At 66.7% G+C, this 20,112-nt stretch carries 18 protein-coding genes; 7 read left to right on the forward strand and 11 right to left on the reverse strand.

The genetic code is table 11. The annotated features are described in order from the left end of the window. Positions 1-58: 58 nt before the first annotated feature. A complete protein-coding gene (locus VGV58_RS04315; protein WP_326872746.1) occupies positions 59-304 on the forward strand; it encodes a hypothetical protein in 246 nt (81 codons plus the stop codon). A 100-nt stretch (positions 305-404) separates the two neighbouring features. Here the strand turns inward: VGV58_RS04315 and VGV58_RS04320 are convergent, their stop codons facing one another. The 7 genes from VGV58_RS04320 to VGV58_RS04350 all read right to left on the reverse strand — a co-directional run bounded on the left by VGV58_RS04320 (position 405) and on the right by VGV58_RS04350 (position 8,859). Continuing rightward, complete coding sequence (locus VGV58_RS04320; protein ID WP_326872747.1) at positions 405-1,337, reverse strand: DUF4432 family protein; 933 nt, start codon at positions 1,335-1,337, stop codon at positions 405-407. 2 nt (positions 1,338-1,339) lie between these two features. Further along, a complete protein-coding gene (locus VGV58_RS04325; protein WP_326872748.1) occupies positions 1,340-2,866 on the reverse strand; it encodes a sulfatase in 1,527 nt (508 codons plus the stop codon). Between the two features lie 34 nt (positions 2,867-2,900). Next, positions 2,901-3,737: a carbohydrate ABC transporter permease gene (locus tag VGV58_RS04330; RefSeq protein WP_326872749.1), complete on the reverse strand. Its 837-nt coding sequence runs from the start codon at positions 3,735-3,737 to the stop codon at positions 2,901-2,903. After that, positions 3,734-4,663: a carbohydrate ABC transporter permease gene (locus VGV58_RS04335; protein ID WP_326872750.1), complete on the reverse strand. Its 930-nt coding sequence runs from the start codon at positions 4,661-4,663 to the stop codon at positions 3,734-3,736. Before VGV58_RS04335 ends, VGV58_RS04330 begins: the two co-directional genes overlap by 4 nt. A gap of 26 nt (positions 4,664-4,689) precedes the next feature. Next, positions 4,690-6,048: an extracellular solute-binding protein gene (locus VGV58_RS04340; protein WP_326872751.1), complete on the reverse strand. Its 1,359-nt coding sequence runs from the start codon at positions 6,046-6,048 to the stop codon at positions 4,690-4,692. 72 nt (positions 6,049-6,120) lie between these two features. After that, positions 6,121-7,650, reverse strand: a complete 1,530-nt coding sequence (locus VGV58_RS04345; protein ID WP_326872752.1) for a CehA/McbA family metallohydrolase domain-containing protein — start codon at positions 7,648-7,650, stop codon at positions 6,121-6,123. 105 nt (positions 7,651-7,755) lie between these two features. Further along, positions 7,756-8,859 carry a GntR family transcriptional regulator gene (locus VGV58_RS04350; protein WP_326872753.1) on the reverse strand — a complete coding sequence of 368 codons (1,104 nt, stop codon included), beginning with the start codon at positions 8,857-8,859 and terminating at the stop codon, positions 7,756-7,758. A 205-nt stretch (positions 8,860-9,064) separates the two neighbouring features. Here VGV58_RS04350 and VGV58_RS04355 point away from each other — a divergent pair, with 205 nt between their 5' ends. From VGV58_RS04355 to VGV58_RS04380, 6 genes are all read left to right on the forward strand, one after another. Further along, positions 9,065-9,880: an ABC transporter ATP-binding protein gene (locus VGV58_RS04355; protein WP_326872754.1), complete on the forward strand. Its 816-nt coding sequence runs from the start codon at positions 9,065-9,067 to the stop codon at positions 9,878-9,880. After that, positions 9,877-10,668 carry an ABC transporter permease gene (locus tag VGV58_RS04360; protein ID WP_326872755.1) on the forward strand — a complete coding sequence of 264 codons (792 nt, stop codon included), beginning with the start codon at positions 9,877-9,879 and terminating at the stop codon, positions 10,666-10,668. The genes VGV58_RS04355 and VGV58_RS04360 overlap by 4 nt, the downstream gene beginning before the upstream one ends. Next, the gene (locus tag VGV58_RS04365; protein ID WP_326872756.1) at positions 10,665-11,438 is read left to right on the forward strand and encodes an ABC transporter permease; all 774 of its coding nucleotides are present in this window, start codon (positions 10,665-10,667) and stop codon (positions 11,436-11,438) included. The genes VGV58_RS04360 and VGV58_RS04365 overlap by 4 nt, the downstream gene beginning before the upstream one ends. Before the next feature lie 35 nt (positions 11,439-11,473). Beyond that, complete coding sequence (locus VGV58_RS04370) at positions 11,474-12,523, forward strand: ABC transporter substrate-binding protein (RefSeq protein WP_326872757.1); 1,050 nt, start codon at positions 11,474-11,476, stop codon at positions 12,521-12,523. A 76-nt stretch (positions 12,524-12,599) separates the two neighbouring features. Continuing rightward, a complete protein-coding gene (locus VGV58_RS04375) occupies positions 12,600-13,664 on the forward strand; it encodes a Gfo/Idh/MocA family protein (protein ID WP_326872758.1) in 1,065 nt (354 codons plus the stop codon). After that, positions 13,661-14,692, forward strand: a complete 1,032-nt coding sequence (locus tag VGV58_RS04380; RefSeq protein ID WP_326872759.1) for a Gfo/Idh/MocA family protein — start codon at positions 13,661-13,663, stop codon at positions 14,690-14,692. The genes VGV58_RS04375 and VGV58_RS04380 overlap by 4 nt, the downstream gene beginning before the upstream one ends. Positions 14,693-14,708: 16 nt before the next feature. Here VGV58_RS04380 and VGV58_RS04385 read toward each other — a convergent pair whose 3' ends face one another. The 4 genes from VGV58_RS04385 to VGV58_RS04400 all read right to left on the reverse strand — a co-directional run bounded on the left by VGV58_RS04385 (position 14,709) and on the right by VGV58_RS04400 (position 20,106). Beyond that, the gene (locus VGV58_RS04385; RefSeq protein ID WP_326872760.1) at positions 14,709-15,596 is read right to left on the reverse strand and encodes an SDR family oxidoreductase; all 888 of its coding nucleotides are present in this window, start codon (positions 15,594-15,596) and stop codon (positions 14,709-14,711) included. A gap of 333 nt (positions 15,597-15,929) precedes the next feature. Continuing rightward, positions 15,930-17,510: a sulfite reductase subunit alpha gene (locus VGV58_RS04390; RefSeq protein ID WP_326872761.1), complete on the reverse strand. Its 1,581-nt coding sequence runs from the start codon at positions 17,508-17,510 to the stop codon at positions 15,930-15,932. Continuing rightward, positions 17,507-19,303, reverse strand: coding sequence for a NirA family protein (locus VGV58_RS04395; RefSeq protein WP_326872762.1), 1,797 nt, complete (start codon positions 19,301-19,303; stop codon positions 17,507-17,509). The genes VGV58_RS04390 and VGV58_RS04395 overlap by 4 nt, the downstream gene beginning before the upstream one ends. A gap of 11 nt (positions 19,304-19,314) precedes the next feature. Next, positions 19,315-20,106: an ABC transporter ATP-binding protein gene (locus tag VGV58_RS04400; RefSeq protein ID WP_326872763.1), complete on the reverse strand. Its 792-nt coding sequence runs from the start codon at positions 20,104-20,106 to the stop codon at positions 19,315-19,317. Positions 20,107-20,112: the final 6 nt, after the last annotated feature.

Consider the following 20,112-nt stretch of genomic DNA (forward strand, 5'->3'; position numbering starts at 1 on the left):
TCCAGCGATTTGGTCGCTAGCGTGGTGGCTGTGAGTTGCGTAGCGATGAGGTGGTGTCATGCCGAACGCCGACGCCGTGATGATCTCGTCTTATGAAGAGCGGAAGGCTGCTGTGCTGCGAGCTGCACAGTTGCTCTCGTCCTCGATAGGCTCTGACGGCGAGCGCGAGTTCGAGCTGCTGACTGAGGCTATCGCGGACTTCGATATCCGCCAGGAAGCACTCGGCTATATCGAGATCCCGCCGGCTTTCATGCAGTTCCTGTCCCATGGGCATCAGGACCGGGCTGCAAGCGGCCGTCGCTGAGACGAGGAGGCTCTTCGGCTGGCCGAGCGCTGGCGGTCCGGGGCGCGCGATCGTATCGACGGCCGTCGATGCGTCATGCGGACCCGAGAGGACCGCTGCTTCACCGAAGATCGGCCACGTCGATGTCGATGGCGAAGAGGCGGCTGCCGCCCGGCTTGAGCAGAGGCGAGGGGGCGTTGCGCCCGTCGTCCAGGCGCCCGATCGAACAGGGCTCGATCGACATCACGCCGGCGCCCGGCCGCAAATCGCGCCAGAGCTGCAGAAAGGGCAGTTCGACGGCGTCCCAGCGGAAGGTGACGGTTGCCGCCTGGCCGTGCACGCTGCAGCTTGCCTGGGCACTGGTCGCGGGATGCAAGGAAGCCGGCACCATCGCGTCCTCTGGCACGGACAGCGGCCCCAGCAGGCGGTCCCCGTCGAGCTCGACCGTGCAGTCTTCGATCATCGGATAGCCGAGATTGAAATGGTAGAGCGCCATGACCGGGGCAGGCTCGGCGCCGATCACCGTCACCTGATCGCGGAGGCTGAGCGAGCTGCCGCCGATCGGCGCCTCGATCCGCCGCTGCAGGCGATAGCCGAGGCCGCCATGGGCCCAGCAGATCGCCTCGCCCTCGCAGAACAGCATCGGCACGGCGGCGTCCCAGTCCTCGCCATAGGCGGTGAGCCGCGCCGGAGTGAACGGGGCGGAGCCGTGAAGGGGCCTCCCGTCGGCCGGCTGGCGGATATGATCGAAGCCGCAGGTGTTGAGGAAACCGCCGAAGGCGGTGCTGAAGCGGCGCTCCCTGTCGGCCGGACCGGTATCGGGGCGGCGCAAGCCCGCGGGGCTCTGCCAGCCGAGCTGGACGCCGCGCCAGGACAAGGTCGCGATGTCCATCAGTCGCCCGACAGTGACCCAGAAATCGAGCCCGCCGCCGGTCGAGAAGGCGAGGGTCTCGATGCCGGCCTCGGGCCCGTCGGAGAGAACGATGCGGCGCACGCTGGCGAACTGCCGGGGATCGGCAGCGAGATGGCGTGGGAAGGTCGCCGGCTTGCGCATCGTCAGCCGCCAGAGTCCGGGGCAAGATCGATGCGGACGAAGGCTTCGGGCGGCGCGCCATTGGCCGTCATCAGGCGTCGCATCAGAGCCGCAAGCCGCGCCTCAGTGGCCGCATCGTTCAGGGGTGCTTCCTGTCCTGGATCGGTCGCGAGATCGTAGAGGCGCGTCTCGGATTCCAGCAGCCCGCCCGGGCCGTAGTTATTGTACATCGGCGAGCGTTCGATCACCGGTACCTTCAGCAGGTTCGCGCCCTTGGTGAAACCGAGCGGCGGCGAGATCGTCGCGCCCGCCAGCTCCTCGGTCGAGAAGGGCGAGAAGATGTGCGTCGGCATCAGAGTGTACTGGTAGAGTTCCTGCTTCGACAGGTCCTCAGGGAAGCGGTGATAGGTGTAGCGTCCGTCGGCCACGTTCACCGCCCCGCCGAAATAGCCGAACAGCAGGCCGTCGCGCAGCGCGGTGCCGTCGGCCATGCGGCAGAGCGAGATGCCTTCGTTCTCGGCCGGCGGCGTGGCGCCGAACAAATCGAGGAAGGTCGGCGCAAGATCGATCGACTGGCTCAGCGCCTGCGAGCGCGTGCCGTCGCGCTCGGGGTGGCGGGGGTCGTGCAGGAAGAGCGGGATATGGGCGACCTCCTCATAGAGGTTCATCCGGTTCTTGGCCCAGAAGTCATGCTCGCCGAGCAGGAAGCCGTGGTCGGTGGTGACGACGAGGGCGGTGTCCTTCCACATGTCGTTGGCGTCGAACCAGTCGAGCATCTGGCCGAGCAGGTCATCGCACATCGCCACGACCGCGTAATAGTTGGCGCGGAGCTCCTCGCATTCCGCCGGCAATTCGTCGACGCGGCCATAGCGTGGCCAGTCGCGGATCGGGCCGTTCCAGCCGGTGTCGAAGGCTTCCTTGAAGCGGGCCGGCGCGGTGAAGGGCTCGTGCGGATCGAAGGTCTCGATCTGCAGCAGCCAGTTGTCGGCGTCCTTGTTGCGCTCGAGGAAGTCGAAGCCCTCGGCGAAGCAGCGCACCGAGGGGAAATCCTGTTCTTCCTTGATGAACTCGCGATTGATGATGTTCTGGCCGAAATAGCTGCGGCGGGCGTCGCTGAACTGGCGCGCATGGTATTTCTCGCGCAGCCGTTCCCAATGCGGCTGCACCATCGCCTTCCAGCGATCGCCCTCCTGCCCGCGCACGAACTCGTAGGAATCGTAGCGGTTATGGTAGGTCGCCCCGCCATCCTCCCAATAATGGAAGTGGTCGGTGATCAGGTGGCTGTAGGTCCCGGTCTCCTTGTGCAGGATTTCCGGGAAGGCGTTGTCGAAGGGTTCGAGCGGGCCCCAGCTGCGATGCAGGAAAGTGAGCCGCCCGGTCAGCATGTCCCGCCGCGCCGGCATGCAGGGTAGGCTGCCGACATAGTGCTGGTCGAAGCTCACCGACCGGCGCGCCAGCCGGTCGAAATTCGGCGTCGGCACGCGCTTGCCGCCATAGCAGCCGAGCATGTGGCGGTTCAGCGAATCGAAGAGAACGAATACGGCCTTCACAGTGGTCTCCCGGCTCGGCTTCGCTGGCAGGGCGCTATTTCACGGCGCCCTGGGTCAGGCCTTTGACGATGTAGCGTTGGGCGAAGAGCATCACGATCAGAGCCGGCAGCATCGCAAGGCCAGCGCTGGCCGCCATCTGCGTGTACTGGATCTCGAATTCCTGGGCGAACTTGGCGATCGCGACGGGGACTGTCGCGGTCTGCTTCATCGTCAATGCCAGCGAGACCGCGAACTCGTTCCAGGAGAAGACGAAGGTCAGGACCGAGGTCGCGGCGAGACCGGGCGCGATCACCGGCAGCACGACGTTCCAGAGCAGGATGGGCGTGGTCGCGCCATCCATCAGCGCGGCTTCTTCGAGCTCCTTCGGCACCTCGCGGATGAAGACGCTCATCAGCCAGATCGCCATCGGCAGGTTGAGCGTCGCATGCGCCAGGATCAGCCCGGTGAAGCTGTTCTCCAGACCGACAGTGCGCAGCATGGTGAACCAGGCGCTGGCGAGCGCTACCGGCGGGATCATGTGGAAGACCAGCGTCCAGGCCAGGAAGACCTGTACCACCCAGCGCCGCCAGCGCGTGCGGTTGAGCGAGAAGGCGGCCAGCGTCGCGGCGCCGACGCAGAGCACAGTGCTGGCCACGCCGACGATGATCGAGTTGCGGTAATTGACCAGGAATTCCGAGGTCTTGGAGAACAGCACCTCGTGGAAATTGAAGAGGACCGGCGAGAAGGTCACCTCGCCCATCAGCAGTGAGATCTGGGTGCGAAAGCCCGCGGCGACCGTCCAGATCACCGGGACCAGCACGATCGCGGCGCAGATCAACAAGGCGGCGTGGATCGACCAGCCGGATGAGGCGCGTACCGATCGGCCGCTCATGCCCGGCCCTCCGAGCGGCGGCGCGCCGACAGCGCGACCACCAGCAGCAGGCAGACCAGGAAGATCACCGTCACCGACATCGCCGAACCGTAGCCCGCTTTGTCCTCGGTGAAGAAGCGCTGGTAGAGCGTGAAGCTGATGACCTCCGTCGCTGTGCCAGGCCCGCCCTTGGTCAGGAGATAGACCTCGTCGAAGACCTTGAAGGCGAGGACGAGGCGGAAGGCGAAGGTGACGATGATGGTCGGCATCATCAATGGCAGGGTGACATGGAGCAGTTCCTGCCAGGCATTGGCGCCGTCGATCTTGGTGGCCTCGTAGACGTCCTGCGGCAGGGATTCGAGCCCGGCCAGGAAGAGCAGGAAGCAGAACGGCGTCCAGTGCCAGATATCGACCATGATGACCGAGAGCAGCGCGATCCGGCCGTCGCCGAGCCAGTCGACCGGGCCGAGCCCGACAAGGCCGAGGACCTGGTTGGCCAGCCCGAAATCGAAATTGAGCATCAGCTTCCAGATCGCGCCGATGACGATGCCGGGGATCAGGATCGGCAGGATGAAGATGGTCCGGTAGAGCACGCGCGCACGGCTGACCTTGCTGACCAGCAGTGCGAGGCCAAAGCCGAGCAGCATCTGTCCGGTCACCGCCCCGAGCGCGAACAGGCCGGTGTTCCAGAGGCCGGCGCCGAACAGCGCATCGCTGAACAAAGCGCGGTAATGGTCGAACCCGGCCCAGCTGCGCACCGCCCGGCCCTCGGCCCAGGCGACGTTCTGGAAGCTGGTGAGGATGAGGCCGACGAGCGGGATGATGCTGAGCGCCAGCAGCAGCACCAGGGCAGGGGCAAGCGTCAGCCAGCGCCAGAGACGCTGGTCGGCACTCTCCGTCTGTCCGGCGATGCCCTGCGCATCGCCTTTTGCCGCGACTCCCGCCATGCCTCGATCCCCTTGCCGCCCGGATGTCACTTGAGCGGCTGGAGCCCGCCGGTCTTGTAGGAGTACTTCTCCATGATCTTGTGGATCTCGGCGGACATGCCGTTGAGGGCGTCGACGCTGGTGATCTCGCCGGCCACGGCCCGGTTGAGTCCGATCTCGAGCACGGCGATGACGTCGTTGGCCTCGGGGAACTGGTAGATGTTGACCGCATGCGGCAGGGCCTCTGCCAGCGGCTTCATCCAGCGATATTTGCGCTCCTGCGCGATCGGATCCTTGTAGACGGCGGCATGGACGGGGATGCCGCCGGCCTTCGCCGTCTCCATCTGGGCGTCCTTGGTCTGGAACCAGCGCAGGAACTCGACCGCCGCGCGCTTGCGGTCATCGGGCACGTTGCGCGAGATGCCGGCGAGCCAGTGTCCGAGGCCCGGCGCTGTCGGCAATCCCGGCTGCGAGGGCGGCGGCGCGAATTCGATCTTGTCGACGACGGCCGATTTGTTGGGATCGTCCATCTGCGACCAGGCGGCGATCACCATCATGATATGCGCGGCATGGCCGGTCACCATCGCCTGGATCACCTCGGCCTGGTCGGAGGCGGCCGTCTTGGGGTGGCCAACGGTGCGCGCCAGCCGGATGTAGTAGTCGAGCGCCGCGCGTCCCTCGGGCGAGTTCAGCGTCACCGAATAATCGCCGGCCGACTGGTCCTTGAAGATGCCGCCGCCGAAACCGTAGAGGTAGGGGTAGAAGTCGTAGGCGACGGTATGCGGCCCGCGGGCGCCGCGCTGGACGATGCCGTACATGCCAGGGGGCTTGTGGAACTTGGCCGCATTCGCCTCGAGCTCGGCGAAGGTCTTCGGCGCCGACAGCCCGGCCTGCTTGTAGAGGTCGCCGCGATAATAGAGCAGCGGGATCAGCGGCGAGACCGGCAGCGACATCAGCTTGCCGTCGGCCGTCACCGTCTTCTTCTGCGCGTTGTAGTAGATGGTGTCGCCGAGCGTGTAGATCTCCGGATCGAGCTTGAATCCGGGGTCGATGTCGGTGATCGCATCGAGGAACCCGCCGGCATACATCTCGGTGAACCAGCCCGAGTTCATGATCAGGATGTCGTACTGGCCGCGCTGCGCGCGCACCGAGTTGCGCTGCTTCTCCAGCGAGCCGGCAAAGGGATTGACGTCGAGCTCGACCTTGTTGCCGGTCGCCGCCTCATAGGCCTCGACCGTGCGGCGGAAGCTGGCGAACCAGGGCGACTGGTTCACCACGATGGTGATCGGCGCGAGGCCCTTGGCGTAGAGCGGGCGGATGCCGCCGGTGCCGAGCGCAGCGCCGAGGCCGGTGGCGCCCATCCCCTTCAGGAGATCGCGTCGCGGCAAGCGAAAGTCGAAGCTCATGTCATCCTCCCTGCGAAACCGTTCCACGTCAGTCTGCCGTCAGCTTAACTGTCTTCCCGCATTCGCGCGCCCTCAGCGGCAGAATACCGGGCTGGCCCAGGCCCACTGGCCGTTGGCCTGGCGCATGCGGACATAGACCCAGTCGCCGGACCGCAGCGGTTCGAGCGTGATCCGGCCCTGCCATTGCCACTGATGCGGACGGGGCAGGGGGAAGAGCCTGAAAGCGGGGCTGTCGATAGGGCCGAGATTGGCCGCCAGCGCCCCGCCGAGCAAGCGCTCCGCCGTCGCCTCGAAATGCTGGCCGTTGGCGTCGAGCACGAAGCGGGCATCGCTGCCGAGCCGCACGCGCGCAGCAATCGCCTGCATCGCCGGCGTCATGTTGTTCGGGTTCGACGATGCCGTGATCGAGAAGCCGATCCGATTTCCGTCGAGCGAGACCTCGTCCTCATCCTGCCCGTCGGCGTCGCCTTCGAGCGGCGAGACGACTTCGTTGCCGCGCAGGCGCGGTTCGACCGAGAGGATCTCGCCGCCCTCGACCCGCAGCGACCCGCTCCAGCGGTGCTGCTTGCCACGGGCGCCCCAGCCCAGTTCCAGCACGACGATCGTCTCCAGCCCGGCGCTGTCGCCATCGATCGGGGATGCCTCGACGTCCGGCACGACGCGCCGCACCAGCGCGCCGTTCCGGATGACGTCAATATAGTCGATATGCCCGGGCGCGACTGCTTCGAGGCTGAGAGTCGGGTCCGCGCCGGCCTCGACCTCGCCGCCCGGCATCGCCCCGCTGAGCGTGAAGAAGAGATGGGCGTTGTCGCCAGTCAGCGCGCCCGTGCGCCGCTGCATGATCGCATCCCAGAGGTCGTCGCGATCATTGCTGCCAGCATAGACCACGGAGCGGCCGTGCCCGTAGGATCCGGGATAGCCGCTGTGATGGTCGGTATTGCCCAGGAAGCCGAAGCGGTGGCCGAGATCGAGGCCGTGCCGCACGGTCGAATGGCCGTCGCTCGGGCCCATGGAATGCAGGAAGGGCCGGTCCATCACGGACGTCTCTGAGCAGCCATGCATGGAGACGATCTCCAGCACCGGCGACAGCTCCGGATCGAGCGAGGCCCAGTTGATGCCGCGGGCGCCGAGCCGGTAGCCGATATGGTGCGGGAAGGCGAAGGCACCCGCGCCGGCCTCGGCCCTCAGCATCGGCTTCAGCTCCGCCGGGCTGTCGGCCTTGAGGATCGGGCGCGGCGTCAGGTCGCGATAGACGATCGTGTAGTCGCCATGCGCGAAGGAGTGGATCTCATAGCCGGGAAAGACGGTGAAGCGGCCGGGCTTGTCGGCTGCGGCGAGCGTCGCGAAGTGCCCCGGCCAGAGCCTGTCCAGCCGCGCGAAGCCCTTGACGTGGAAGTCGACGATATGGGCGACGCTGGCATCGTCAACCGGCATGTCGGGCCAATAGGCATGGCCGGTCACCGAGACGAAATCGAGCTGCCGGCGTGCCCGCTTCAGCGCCTGTTCGAGGCTGCCATGGCCGTAGGAAATGCCGCAGTGATTGTGCAGGTCGCCGTAAAACGACCTGACCCCGGCCTTGGAGGCCAGAGGTGACAGCCTCACCGGAAGGCGCTCGCCAAGCATGCCGTTCCCACCCGCATAGTGTTCTTGTCGGCGGGCACGCTAGCGCGGTCCAATATATATTGCAATGTACCTCTGGCGAGGCCGTCAGGGTTGCTTCGGCGCCGCGGTGCTGCCCCGCACGACCTGGTCGCAATGGAGGTAGACGATCTGCGGCGAGAGCTGCGGCTGCTCGATCCGCCGCCTGATCGTCTCGACCAGTTTCTCCGCCGCCTTGCGCTGCGAGCTGCCTGCGATGGTCATCACGCCGAGATGCTCGCTCGGGACGTCGCGGTGGCCAAGCACGACCACGCTCAGATCGTTCGGCCAGTCGATCCCGAGTCGTTGCAGGCCCTGGGTGACGCCCAGCGTATCGGAGATGCCGAGCGTCAGCAGCGCGGTGAACGGCAGTCTGCCATCTTCGGACAGGAGTGGCGTCAGCGTGTCTGCGACCGCATCGAGCACGCTGTGGCTGGGGTGCTGGACCCGTTCGAGTACGATCGGTGGATGGAAGCTGAAGCGGCCCCGCTCGATAGCCGCATGGCGGCCGAAGGCGCGGCGCGCCGCCAGGATCGGCTGGGCCATAGTGTTGATTGAAACCAGGCCGAAGGAGCGGTGCCCGAGATCGACGAGCTGGCGCAGTGCCATCTCCAGCGCATCCTCCCAGTCGGTGCCGATGCGGTCGATATCGACGCCGGAGACGGTATGGCCGTCGACGACCAGCGCCTTCGCCTTCTGCTGCAGCAGATGCAGCAGGCGGATCGGGATGCTCTCGTAATGCGACTGCAGCACGACCGCGTCGAAATTCGGGATCGAATTGAGGATCTCGAGCAGATGGTCGGTATGGTGATAGGAGATCTGCACCACCTTGGCGTCCTGCCGCGACATCTCCTCGACGATGTAGTTCTGCACTAGGGCGCAGCGCTCGTTCATGCTGGCGTTCGACAGGATCAGAAGGCTGTCGAGTCCGCTCCCGCGGTCATTCTCGCCGGCCCGTCCCGCGCCGCCGCGGGTGACATAGGTGCCGCGCCCGACCTGCGAGACCAGCAGGCCCTCGCCCTTCAAATGCTCGAGCGCTTCCTGCACGGTCGCCTGGCTGACCTGATGCTTCTTCATCAGGTCGCGCACGGTAGGCAGGCGGGCGCCATCATCGAGCTGCTCGATCATCTCGGAGAGCGTCTTCAGGACGATGTTCGCCGATCCGTTGCGCATGGGTTCCCCTCGACAGCCTCCCGATGCGACGGCGCCGAAGCGTCCTGGCCGCATACAATCGCCACCAGCGCGCTGCAACCGGAGATACCGGTTTCGACTCGCTGAGCAGCATCATACGCACTGAAATACAAATTGCACTTTACAATTTATCTCCCTGCATTAGCCTGACCTCAGGGCCGGCTCCAAGACCGGGGGAGGAGTGCCGATGAGCTGCGCCGGCAATGTCTCGATATGCGAGCCAGACGCGACGCCTCGGGCAGGCCATCCGGCTCGGTCGCCCTTCATCCGCATCGAGGCCGTGCACAAGGCCTTCGCCGCACGCCAGGGCGGCGAGCTCACGGTGCTCGACAGCATCGACCTCGACATTGCCGAGAACGAGTTCGTCTCCCTGATCGGCCGCAGCGGCTGCGGTAAGACCACGCTCCTCAACATCGTCGCTGGCCTCGATGCTGCGACCTCCGGCCGGATATCGATCGGCGAGCGGCCGGTGACCGGCCCCGGCCAGGGGCAGGGCGTCGTCTTCCAGCAGCATGCGCTGTTCCCCTGGCTCACGGCGCTGGGCAACGTCTCCTTCGGTTTCCGCAAGGCGGGCCTGCCGCGCGAGGAACGTCGCGAGCGCAGCCTCGAATTGCTGCGCCTCGTCGGGCTGGAGGCGGCCGCCAACAAGTATCCGCGGGAGATGTCGGGCGGCATGCAGCAGCGCGTGTCGATCGCCCGCGCGCTCGCGCTCGATCCGCAGATCCTGCTGATGGACGAGCCCTTCGGCGCCCTCGACGAATTGACCCGCATCGAGTTGCAGCAGGAGCTGCTGCGCATCTGGCAAGTCAGGCGCAAGACCGTGGTCTTCGTCACCCATTCGATCGACGAAGCCCTGATGCTGTCGGATCGCATCGTCCTGCTCGCGCCCAATCCCGGCCGGATCCAGCGCATCTTCGAGGTGCCGATGCCACGGCCCCGCTCCCGTATCGAGCCGGGTTTCAACGCGCTCTACGACGAGATCTGGAGCGAATTGTCGTCATGAGCGCCCGGCTCGCCCGCGCCGCCAGCTCGCTCGCGGTCATCGCCGTGCTGCTTGCGGCCTGGGAGCTCGCCGTCGGCTACGGCCTGCTCAAGGCCTATCAGTTCCCGCCGCCGAGCAAGATCGCCCGCGGCCTCGTCGAATTGTCGCTCACCGGCTTCCCGACCGGCGTCTCGCTCTGGACCCATGCCGGCGTGACGATCTGGCGCGTGCTGCAGGGCTATGTCGCGGCCATCCTGCTCGCCGTGCCGCTCGGCCTGCTGATCGGCGCGCTGCCGGTGCTGGACAAGCTGAGCGCGCCACTCATCGTGTTCTGCCGTTCGGTCGCGACGCTGAGCCTCTTGCCGCTCGTCATCGTCTGGTTCGGCGCGGGCGAGCTGACCAAGGTCGTGCTGATCGGCTATGGCTGCTTCTGGACCATGCTGTCCAACGTGATCGCCGGCGTCCGCTACGTCGATCCCGTGCTGGTGAGGGCGGCGCGCTCCTTCGGGCTGCAAGGCGCGGAACTCTATCGCGAGGTCGTGCTGCCGGCGGCGCTGCCGCGCATCTTCGCCGGCGCCCGCATGGCGCTCGGCGTCGGCTTCATGGTCATCGTCGGCGCCGAGATGATCGGCACGATCCAGGGCCTGGGCGCCCTGATCATGGAAGCCCGCACCTTCTATCGCAGCGAGATCACCATCGTCGGCATGCTGGTGATCGGCCTGCTCGGTTTCCTGATCTCCAGCGGGCTCGCCGGACTCGAGCGCGTCCTCATGCCCTGGGCCGGCAATCTCGATCAGGTGCGGCGATGAGCGGGAGCGCGCTTCGTAGCAACGACCTTGCCCTCGGCGTCATCGGCACGCTGGCTGTGATCCTGTTCTGGGAAGCTGCGGTGCGCACGGGCCTGATCGACAGGGCGGTGTTCCCGAGCCCGTCGCTCGCCATTGCAGCCGCCGCCGAGCGTCTGACGGCGCGCCAACTCGGCGAGAACCTGTCCTGGAGCCTGGCCCGGGTCTTTTCCGGCTTTGCCCTCGGGGCGCTCGCCGGCGTCGTGGTCGGCGTCCTCGCCGGCTGGTATCGCCGCTTCGGGCTGATCGTGAGCCCGCTCGTCGAGCTGCTGCGGCCGATCCCGCCGCTCGCCTGGATTCCGCTCGCCATCATCTGGTTCGGCCTTGGCGAGCCCTCCAAGTTCTTCATCATCTTCCTCGGCGCTTTCTTCCCGGTCGTCACCGCCGCCTATCAGGGCATGCGCGGCGTCGACCCGATGCTGCTGCGCGCCGGCCAGACCATGGGCCTTTCGGGCGTGCCGCTGCTCCTGCGCGTCGCGATCCCCGCGGCCGCGCCCGACCTGGCGACGGGCCTGCGCATCGGCTGGGGCCTGAGCTTCGGCGTGCTCGTCGCCGCCGAGCTGATCGCGGCCGACAGGGGCCTCGGCTACATGATCATCGCCGAGCGCAACGCCGGCGGATCGGTCGGCGTCATCATCGTCGGCATCCTTTTGATCGGCGCCCTGAATCTCCTGACCGACGCGGCCATCGGCATGGCGATCCGGCATTGGGTCGGCCGCTGGCACGGCAGCTAGAGGCGATTATCCAAAACCAAGAAGGGGAGGTTCACATGAAGGCATTTTCGACGCAGTTGCGCAGTGCGGCGCTCGCCGGGCTGCTGACTTTGGCCGGCCTGCTGCCGGCGACGGCGCAGAAGATCGAGACCGACAAGCTCTCGATCAGCATCGGGCCGGACCTGCCCTTCCTCGTTCACATCGTCGCGAAGGAAAAGGGCTGGTTCGCCGAGGCCGGCTTCAAGACCGTCGAGTTCAAGACCTTCGCCTCCGGCAATCTCGCCGGCGAAGCCCTGCTCGCCGACCAGGTCCAGCTCTGGACGCCCGGCAACCTGCCGCCGGTCTCGATGGCGCATAACGGCGTGCCGGTGGTGATCCTCGGCACCAACGCCGTCAGCCACGGCCTGGAGAAGATCGTCGTCCGCAAGGATGCCGGCGTCGAGAACCCGGAGGACCTCTACAAGGTCAAGCTCGGCCTGCTGGTGAGCTCGACCTCCGGCGCGCTGCTCGACAATGTCGCCAAGCGCTACGGCCTCGATGCGAGCAAGATCAAGACCGTCAACCTCGCTCCACCAGAAGCGATGGCGGCGATGGCCAGCAACGAGATCCAGGGCATGGTATTCTGGGAGCCCTTCCCCTACCGCGCCGTCAAGGAGCAGGGCGCCAGGATCGTCCATAGCGGCACGACCAGCTATTTCGCCAAGAACAAGGGCGAGGCCGCCCCGGTCTCCAACAACCGCACGATCTGGGTCGCCTCGCAGGACTGGGTGCGCAAGAGCCCGAATGCGGCGAACGCTTTGGTCAAGGTGCTGCTCAAGGCGCAGGCCTATGTCGCCGACCCCGCCAACAAGGCGGAGGTGATCAAGATCTTCTCGGATTTCCAGAAGCAGCCGACCGAGATGAACGAGGTGCTGCTCGCCGACTACAGCTTCAATTCGAAAGTGGATCAGGCCTATGTCGACGACATGGCGGCGATCGTCGGCTTCCTGAAGGCGACCAACCGCATCCCGGGCCAGCCCATTGATGCGCTGACCTATACCTACACCGCCCCGCTGAAGGCGGTGGATCCGGCTCTGGTCACGATCGAGGGCCGATGGAAGCCCTGATCGCTGGACGCGGTGGCCTTCTTCCGGAGGCCGCCTCGCTCACCTCTCCTGAACCGGCGTCATTGTGCGAGGCATCATGAGCCGCTCCCCGTCAGATAAGGTCGCCGTGGCGCTGATCGGCGCGGGCTTCATCGCCGACTACCACGTCGGCGGCCTCCGGGCTGCAGGTGGGGCTGAGATCGCGGCCCTCGTCGGACGGCGACGCGAAACGACCGAGGCGCGCGCCGCCACACTCGGCATCGCCCGCGTCGAGACCGATTACCGGACGGTGCTCGACGATCCCGCGATCGACGCCGTCATCATCGCTTCGCCCGACAACACCCATGAACGCATCGCCATCGATGCGCTCGCCGCCGGCAAGGCCGTGCTGCTGCAGAAGCCGATGGCGCTCGACAGCGCGCAATGCCGCGCCATCCTGGCAGCAGCGACGCAGGCCTCGGCGCCGCTGAGCGTCAGCTTCATGCACCGCTACTTCCCGGAGGTGCTCTGGCTGCGCGAGCTGCTGGCGAACGGCAGGCTCGGCAGGGTTCATTCGCTGCGGCTGCGCAATGCCACGCCCGGCGCCGACTGGGCCGACTGGTTCTTCCGGCCCGGCGAGGTCTCGGGCGGGGTCGTGATGCAGCTCGGCGTGCACGGCATCGACCTCTGCCGCCATCTCTTCGGCGAGATCGGTGATGTCGAGGCGCGCGCACGGACCGCGCGGCCGGAGCGGCGACTGGCCGATGGCCGCACGGTTCGCACAGAGCTGGAGGACACCGTCGCTGCGACCTACGGCCTGGCGGACGGGGCGATCGCCAGCCATGAGATGAGCTACACCGAGCGGGCCGGCTGCGACCGTTTCCGACTCGAACTCTACACCGATGCCGGCACGGTCTTCCTGCGCACGGAGCGGGGTCCGGCGGCGCTGTTCGCGCCCGATCTGACCGGTGAGAAGGCCTGGGTCACTCCGCCGCTGGTCGATGCCCCGCTTGGGCAAGCCCATCACCGCCACTGGCTCGACGTCGTGCGCGGACTCGCGCCGGCTGATGGCACGGCACAGGCGGGCCTGCGCTCGGTCGAGATCGCAGAGGCGATCTATCACGCGGCACAAACCGGGCAACGGATGCCGGCCGCGCCCACAGCATCAATGGAGCCGAGATGAGCCTGCGGATCGCGATCCTGGGGGTCGCTCACTACCACGCCAATTTCTGGACGAAGGCCTTCCTGGCGAGCGAGGGCGTCGCTGTCGCCGGCGCTTATGATGCCGAGCCCGGGCGCCTCGAAGCCTTTGCCAACCAGCATGGTATTGCGGCCATCACCGATCTCGCCGCGCTGCTCTCGGGCAGCGATGCGGTCGCGATCTGCTCGGAAACCGTGAACCACCCGGAACTCGTCCGCGCCGCTGCGGAGAAGGGTCTGCCGGTGCTTTGCGAGAAGCCGCTCGGCGCCACCATGGCGCAATGCGACGCCATTGCCGCCGTCGTCGCGGAGACCGGCATCCGCTTCATGCAGAGCTTCCCGAAGCGCTTCGATCCGGTGAACCACGAGATCGCCGACCTGCTGCGCGAGGGCTCCGTCGGCCGCGTCACGCTGGTGCGCGTCCGGCATGGACACAGCCACGGCTTCGACCCGAATTTCCAGAAGGCCTGGTTCGTCGATCCCGCGCAATCGGGCGGTGGCACCTTGCTCGACGAGGGCGTGCACGCCGCCGATTTCCTGCACTGGCTGTTCGGGATGCCGGTCAGCGCCTTCGCGACGACCTCGTCCGACACGTTCGGCTTGCCGGTCGAGGACACTGCCGCGGCGGTCTTCCGCTATGAGAACGGGATGATCGCCGAGGTCACGACGAGCTGGGCTTTCGCCGCCGCCGACACCTCGATCGAGATCTACGGCACGGAAGGCACGATCCTGCTTGGCGGTGTCGACATCGCCTCGCGCCCGACGCGCGAGAGCGAGTTCCTCAGGGTATTCCGCCGCGAAGAGGGTGGTGGGAGCTGGGCCTCGTCGCCGACCGTGCCGCATTTCAAGACCGGCGTCTTTCACGAGCATGTCGCCTGGGCCTTCGTCAAAGCCCTCAAGGAGGGCGGGCCCATGCCGGTCACGCTCGACGATGGCCGCCAGGCCTTCGCGATGATCGATGCGGCCTATCGCTCGGTGCGCTCCGGCCGCGCCGAGTCGATCATGGTCTGAACGGAAAGACGAGCCCCTATTCCGATAGCCGACGGTCGGTGAAGGTTGCGGCCTGCATTGCCGAGATGCGCCAATCGAGCTCTCTGCCGAAAAGGCCGGCGGCCAGGCTGGAGTCGAGTGCGCTGTAGTGCGGGCGGATGACCGAGGAGCCGAGGTCGCTCATCGGGACACGAACCAGCTCAGGAGCCCGCCGCCCGGCGCGGCGAAGCGCGTCGAAGGCCGTGGCGACCCAGTCGGCCCGCGACACGGCCGGCGAGCCGGCCAGGTGGAGCAGGCGTGGGACGGTCTCTTTCGCTGCCATGTGCTCAGCAAGGGACAGGAGCCGCTCGGCCAGCGGGAAGATCGGCGTCGGCGAGCCGATCTGGTCGCTGGCAACCCGGACGACGTCGTCCTGTGTCCGCAGGAGGTGAGCGATGAAGTCCTTGCCATCGCCGAATAGCCAGGCGACGCGGGCAATGCAGATATCCCCGCCGGCGGCGAGAACCTGTCGTTCGGCGTCGGCCTTGAGCTCGCCATACAGGTTGACCGGCGACACCGGATCGGTTTCGCGCCACGGGCGATCCGTCGGAGCGCCGAAGACGTAATCCGTCGACAGGTGGATAAACGGCGTTCCGGCCTCGGAGCAGGCATGCGCTATATGGCCAGGTGCTAGCGCGTTGACGGCGTGTGCCCGCTCCGGTGCGCGTTCGCAGGCCTCGAGGGCGCTGATCGCCGCCGCATTGATGACGACGTCCGGTTGCAGCCGCGCGAGCGCAGCCTGAAAGGCGAAGGCATCGGAGATGTCGAGTTCGGCGCGCGACAGGGCCTGTACACGATCCCCGCCGACAAGCGACAGCACGCTGGCAAGCCGGCCGCTTCCGCCGCTGACGAGAATGCGGATATCGGACGGTCGTCCCTCGGTCATCGACTTTCAATCCCAAGCCTGGCGATCGTGAAGCAGGTGCCGGATGGCAATGTCGAGCAATCCTCCCTGGAATGGCAATCACGGCGGGTATGACCTTACACCCGCTGAATGTTCATAGCGCATGTCCGCGCTCGGGGAGGAGGTGTTCGATATCGAGGATCGCTCTGCCGCCGCTATCTGGTGACGGAACAATGCGAGGGAGCGCAGCGAATGTCAGCGCAACGCGAAGCTCTAGAGCACTTTCGAGTGGAGTGATAACCGGTTCGTGCGAAGAAAGCGTGATAAAACAAAGGTATAGAGTAATTCCGCAATTCGGAGAATTACGGAATTACTCTAGTAGACATCCGCCTGGTAGCGCCCTGCCTTTCGCAAGGCGGCGACATAGGCGATCGCCTCCTCGCTGGATCGGCCGCCATGTTCGGTGACGATATCAACCAGAGCGCGCTCGACATCCTTGGCCATGCGCTTGGCATCGCCGCAGACATAGAAGTGGGCGCCCTGTTCCAGCCAGGCGAAGAGCTCGGAGCCGCGCTCGCGCATGCGGTCCTGGACGTAGATCTTGTCCTTGCCGTCGCGCGACCAGGCCAATGTCAGGCCGGTGAGCACGCCCTCTTCCTTCAACGCGTTGAGCTCGTCTTCGTAGAAGAAGTCCGAGGCCCGGCGCTGATGGCCGAAGAACAGCCAGTTCTTGCCCTTGGCGCCGGTCGCCTTGCGGTCGTGCAGGAAGGCGCGGAACGGCGCGACGCCGGTGCCGGGGCCGCACATGATCACGGGCGTCTCCGGGTTCTCCGGCAGGCCGAAACCATGGGCGCGCTGGACATAGACCGGCACCTTGTCGCCGGGCTGGACGCGCTCACCCAGAAAGGTCGAGGCGACGCCCCAGCGCGGACGCGAGCCGATCTTGTAACGCACAGTGTCGACTGTCAGCGAAATCCGGCCGGGCGTGGCGTTGAAGGAGGATGAGATCGAATAGAGCCGCGGCTGCAGTGGGGCGAGCGCCTCGACGAAAGCCTCGGGCGAGAGCCGGGCCTGCGAGAACTTGTGCAGCGTGCCCAGCACGTCGAGACGCTCGAGGTCTCCATCGGGGTCCTCGCCGGCGGCAAGGCGCCTGGCCTTGGCGCGAGCCTCGCCGCCCGTGACATAGGACAGGAGCTGGAACAGGGCATCGGGGGCCGGGCCGAGGGCGCAGTCCTCCAGCAGCGTCCTGCGTAGCGACTTGCCGCCGATCTCCGCGTCCGGCCGGGCGCCGAGAAGCGCGATCACCGCGTCGACGAGGCGCGGATCGTTCTGCGCGACAATGCCGAAGGCGTCGCCGACGATGTAGTCGAGGCCGCTCTCGGAAAGATCGAACTCGACATGCCAGGTCTCCTTCTCGGAACCCTCGCCATTGAGTTTTTGGCGCGAGAGGAAGGTGGCGAGCGCCGGGTTCTCGCGAGAACGCCCAATCGGACCCGCCGGCACGACGGGCACAGCATCGACCGGTGCAGCGGTCGGCGCACCGCCTTCTTCCATCAGCGCCTTGAGCTGGCGCAGCGTCTCCTTTCCGCCAGGCGCGCAGAGATTGAGCCGGCCCTCCTTGCCCTCGGCGATCGCAGCCGAATAGGTCTCGCAGACATAGCCGCACTGGCCGCAATCCTGCTGGGCCATGGCGGCGAAGAGCTTGCGCGGCAAAGGCTTGCCCTCGGCAAGTTGCATGCGGTCGCCGATCGCCATGGCCGGGTCATGCCAGGGCGCACCGTCATCGGCCTCGCCCATCACGGCGGCATTCTCGGCCGGCGACAAGGCCGTCACGCCGGCATTGTCGAGCGAGAGCAGGCCGGCGAAGAAGCCGTTGAGCCAGGAGCGCTGCTCCTCGCTGAAGGGCGCGGTCTCCGGCAGGACCTGGACGAGCGGGTTCGGGGTCTGCACGGTCATGCCGCCTCTCCCGTTTCAGCGACCAGAGCCTGCAACGCCGCGATCTCGTGGCGGCGGGCGAAGGCGACGAAGCTCTCGTCGGGCGCGGCGCGATGGACCTGCCAGGTCCGCAGGATCGCCTCGACCAGGGCCGGCGCGTCCTCCGCCTTGACCTTCTCGCGGAAGGGCCGGGCCATGCCGCCGTCGACGCCATAGCCGCCGCCGACCAGGAGGTCGTAGCCCGGCACGGTGTCGCCCTCCTCGTTGACCGGCACCTTGGCGCCGATCAGCCCGAGATCGCCGATATAGTGCTGGGCGCAGGAATGATGGCAGCCGGTCAGGTGGATGTTGACGGCCGTATCGAGCGTGATGCGTGGCTCGCAATGGGCGGCGATGGCGAGCGCATCCTCCTTGGTATGGGCGGCGGCGAATTTGCATCCGGTCGCGCCGGTGCAGGCGATCAGCCCGGCCCGCAGCACCGAGGTTTCGGCGGAGAGGCCGGTCGCTTTCAGATTAGCGATGACGTCGTCGACCCTGCCGTCCGGCACGCCGGAGATCAGCAGATTCTGCCAGACGGTGAGGCGGATATCACCATCGCCGCACTGATTGGCGATGGAAGCGATGACGCGCATCTGCTGCACCGTGAGCTTGCCGACCGGCAGCGCAACGCCGACCCAGTTCAGGCCAGCCTGGGCCTGGGCGTGCACGCCGATATGGGCGAGCCGATCATAGACCGGCCGCGGCCCGACGAAGGCGGAGTCGATCCGGACCAGCCGGCGGCCGAGCGTCTCTTCGACGGCAGCGAGGAACTTGTCGAAGCCCCAGGCGTCGAGGACGTATTTGAGGCGTGACTTGTTGCGGTCGGTGCGGTTCCCGTTGGCGATGAAGACGCGCACGATCGCATCGGCGACCGCGATCGCGTTGGACGGGGCGACGATCACGCCGGTGTCGCGAGCAAGATCGTGATGGCCGGTGATGCCGCCGAGCGCGAGCCGGTACCAGATGCCGGGCTCGATTGCTGCGCCTTCGAAAGAAGCGCCTTCGCCGACCTCGATGGCCTGGAAGCCGATATCGTTGGTGTCCTCCAGCGTCGCGATCGAGCCGGCGCCGTCGAACGCGACGTTGAACTTGCGCGGCAGCCCGTAGAGCGAGCGGTCGTTGAGGATGTGGTGGTGCCAGGCGCGGGCGTGGGGGCGCGTGTCGAGGAGTTCGAGCGGGTCGATGCCGGCGGTCGCCGAGCCCGTGACGTTGCGGATGTTATCGGCGCCGGAGCCCTTCGCGGTGAGGCCGAGATCGGCGAGGCCTTCGAGCAGCAGCGGCGCGTTCTCGGCGCTGATCTCGCGGACCTGCAGGTTGGCGCGGGTGGTGACATGGCTGTAGCCGCCGCCGAGCCGCTCGGCGAGATCGGCTACTCCGGCGAACTGCCAGGCCTTGAGGATGCCGTTGGGGATGCGCAGCCGGCACATATAGCTGTTCTGCGCCGGCGCCACATAGAACAGGCCGTGATAGCGCCAGCGGAAATTGTCCTCCGGCTTGGGATAGCTGCCGGCCTCGGCCTGTTGCTTGAAGCGGGCATAGGCGTCGAAAGGATGCTCGGCGGCTTTCCACTTCTCCTGATCGACGAGCTTGCCACCGGCGGCGACCGTCCTGGCCTGCGCCTCGGCATGTTCCTTGTCGGGACCTGATGGTGCCGCACTGCCCGAGCCGCCGGCCCCGCCCAGCGGTCCTAGACCGCGCGCGGCGCGCGCCGACTGCAGGCCGCTCATGAAGCCTTCGAGGTAGCGCTTCTGGTCGGGGGAGAAGTCGTTGCTCATGACCGCTGCCGTCACGCCGCCTCGACGAAGCGATGGCGCTCGTAGAGGAACTTCAGCACCGCCTCGCGCGCGGCGATGTAGGTGCGGTCGGTGACCAGCTCCAGCCGCTTGCGCGGGCGGGCGAGGCGCACGTCGAGCACCTCGCCGATGCGGGCGGAGGGGCCATTAGTCAGCATCACGATCCGGTCGGAGAGCAGCACGGCCTCGTCGACGTCGTGGGTGATCATGATCATGGTGTTGCCGAGCGCCGCGTGGATCTGCATCACCGAGTCCTGCAGATGGGCGCGGGTCAAAGCGTCGAGCGCGCCGAAGGGCTCATCGAGCAGCAGGATCTTGGGTTCCATCGCAAGGCCGCGCGCGATGCCGACGCGCTGCTTCATGCCGCCGGAGATCTCGCCCGGCCGCTTGTCCTTGGCATGGCCCATCTGGACGAGGTCGAGATTGTGCATGATCCAGCCATGCCGCTCGGCCTTGCTCTTCTTGCTGCCGAAGACCTTATTCACGGCGAGCGCGACATTGTCGTAGACGGTGAGCCAGGGCAGCAGCGAGTGGTTCTGGAAGACCACGGCCCGGTCCGGCCCCGGCGCGTTGACCTCCTTGCCTTCGAGCAGGATGCAACCGGTCGTCGCGGGGGTGAGCCCGGCGACGATGTTGAGCAGGGTGGACTTGCCGCAGCCGGAATGGCCGATGATCGAGACGAACTCGCCCTTGTCGATGACGAGGCTGACGTCCTTGAGCACTTCCGTGGTCGCGGCGCCGCGCTGGAAGCGTTTGTCGACATGGTCGATCTTGAGATAGCTCATCGCTTC

It is taken from the genome of Allobosea sp., from assembly GCF_035944895.1.
In the GTDB taxonomy this organism is placed as follows: Bacteria; Pseudomonadota; Alphaproteobacteria; order Rhizobiales; family Beijerinckiaceae; genus Allobosea.

What these genes read in the sequence shown, in the direction of transcription:
- VGV58_RS04340 (WP_326872751.1), bottom strand. Translation starts at nt 6,048, where the DNA reads ATGAGCTTCGACTTTCGCTTGCCGCGACGCGATCTCCTGAAGGGGATG.
- VGV58_RS04335 (WP_326872750.1), bottom strand. Translation starts at nt 4,663, where the DNA reads ATGGCGGGAGTCGCGGCAAAAGGCGATGCGCAGGGCATCGCCGGACAG.
- VGV58_RS04375 (WP_326872758.1), top strand. Translation starts at nt 12,600, where the DNA reads ATGAGCCGCTCCCCGTCAGATAAGGTCGCCGTGGCGCTGATCGGCGCG.
- VGV58_RS04315 (WP_326872746.1), top strand. Translation starts at nt 59, where the DNA reads ATGCCGAACGCCGACGCCGTGATGATCTCGTCTTATGAAGAGCGGAAG.
- VGV58_RS04330 (WP_326872749.1), bottom strand. Translation starts at nt 3,737, where the DNA reads ATGAGCGGCCGATCGGTACGCGCCTCATCCGGCTGGTCGATCCACGCC.
- VGV58_RS04385 (WP_326872760.1), bottom strand. Translation starts at nt 15,596, where the DNA reads ATGACCGAGGGACGACCGTCCGATATCCGCATTCTCGTCAGCGGCGGA.
- VGV58_RS04350 (WP_326872753.1), bottom strand. Translation starts at nt 8,859, where the DNA reads ATGCGCAACGGATCGGCGAACATCGTCCTGAAGACGCTCTCCGAGATG.
- VGV58_RS04370 (WP_326872757.1), top strand. Translation starts at nt 11,474, where the DNA reads ATGAAGGCATTTTCGACGCAGTTGCGCAGTGCGGCGCTCGCCGGGCTG.
- VGV58_RS04360 (WP_326872755.1), top strand. Translation starts at nt 9,877, where the DNA reads ATGAGCGCCCGGCTCGCCCGCGCCGCCAGCTCGCTCGCGGTCATCGCC.
- VGV58_RS04365 (WP_326872756.1), top strand. Translation starts at nt 10,665, where the DNA reads ATGAGCGGGAGCGCGCTTCGTAGCAACGACCTTGCCCTCGGCGTCATC.
- VGV58_RS04395 (WP_326872762.1), bottom strand. Translation starts at nt 19,303, where the DNA reads ATGAGCAACGACTTCTCCCCCGACCAGAAGCGCTACCTCGAAGGCTTC.
- VGV58_RS04390 (WP_326872761.1), bottom strand. Translation starts at nt 17,510, where the DNA reads ATGACCGTGCAGACCCCGAACCCGCTCGTCCAGGTCCTGCCGGAGACC.
- VGV58_RS04380 (WP_326872759.1), top strand. Translation starts at nt 13,661, where the DNA reads ATGAGCCTGCGGATCGCGATCCTGGGGGTCGCTCACTACCACGCCAAT.
- VGV58_RS04355 (WP_326872754.1), top strand. Translation starts at nt 9,065, where the DNA reads ATGAGCTGCGCCGGCAATGTCTCGATATGCGAGCCAGACGCGACGCCT.
- VGV58_RS04320 (WP_326872747.1), bottom strand. Translation starts at nt 1,337, where the DNA reads ATGCGCAAGCCGGCGACCTTCCCACGCCATCTCGCTGCCGATCCCCGG.
- VGV58_RS04400 (WP_326872763.1), bottom strand. Translation starts at nt 20,106, where the DNA reads ATGAGCTATCTCAAGATCGACCATGTCGACAAACGCTTCCAGCGCGGC.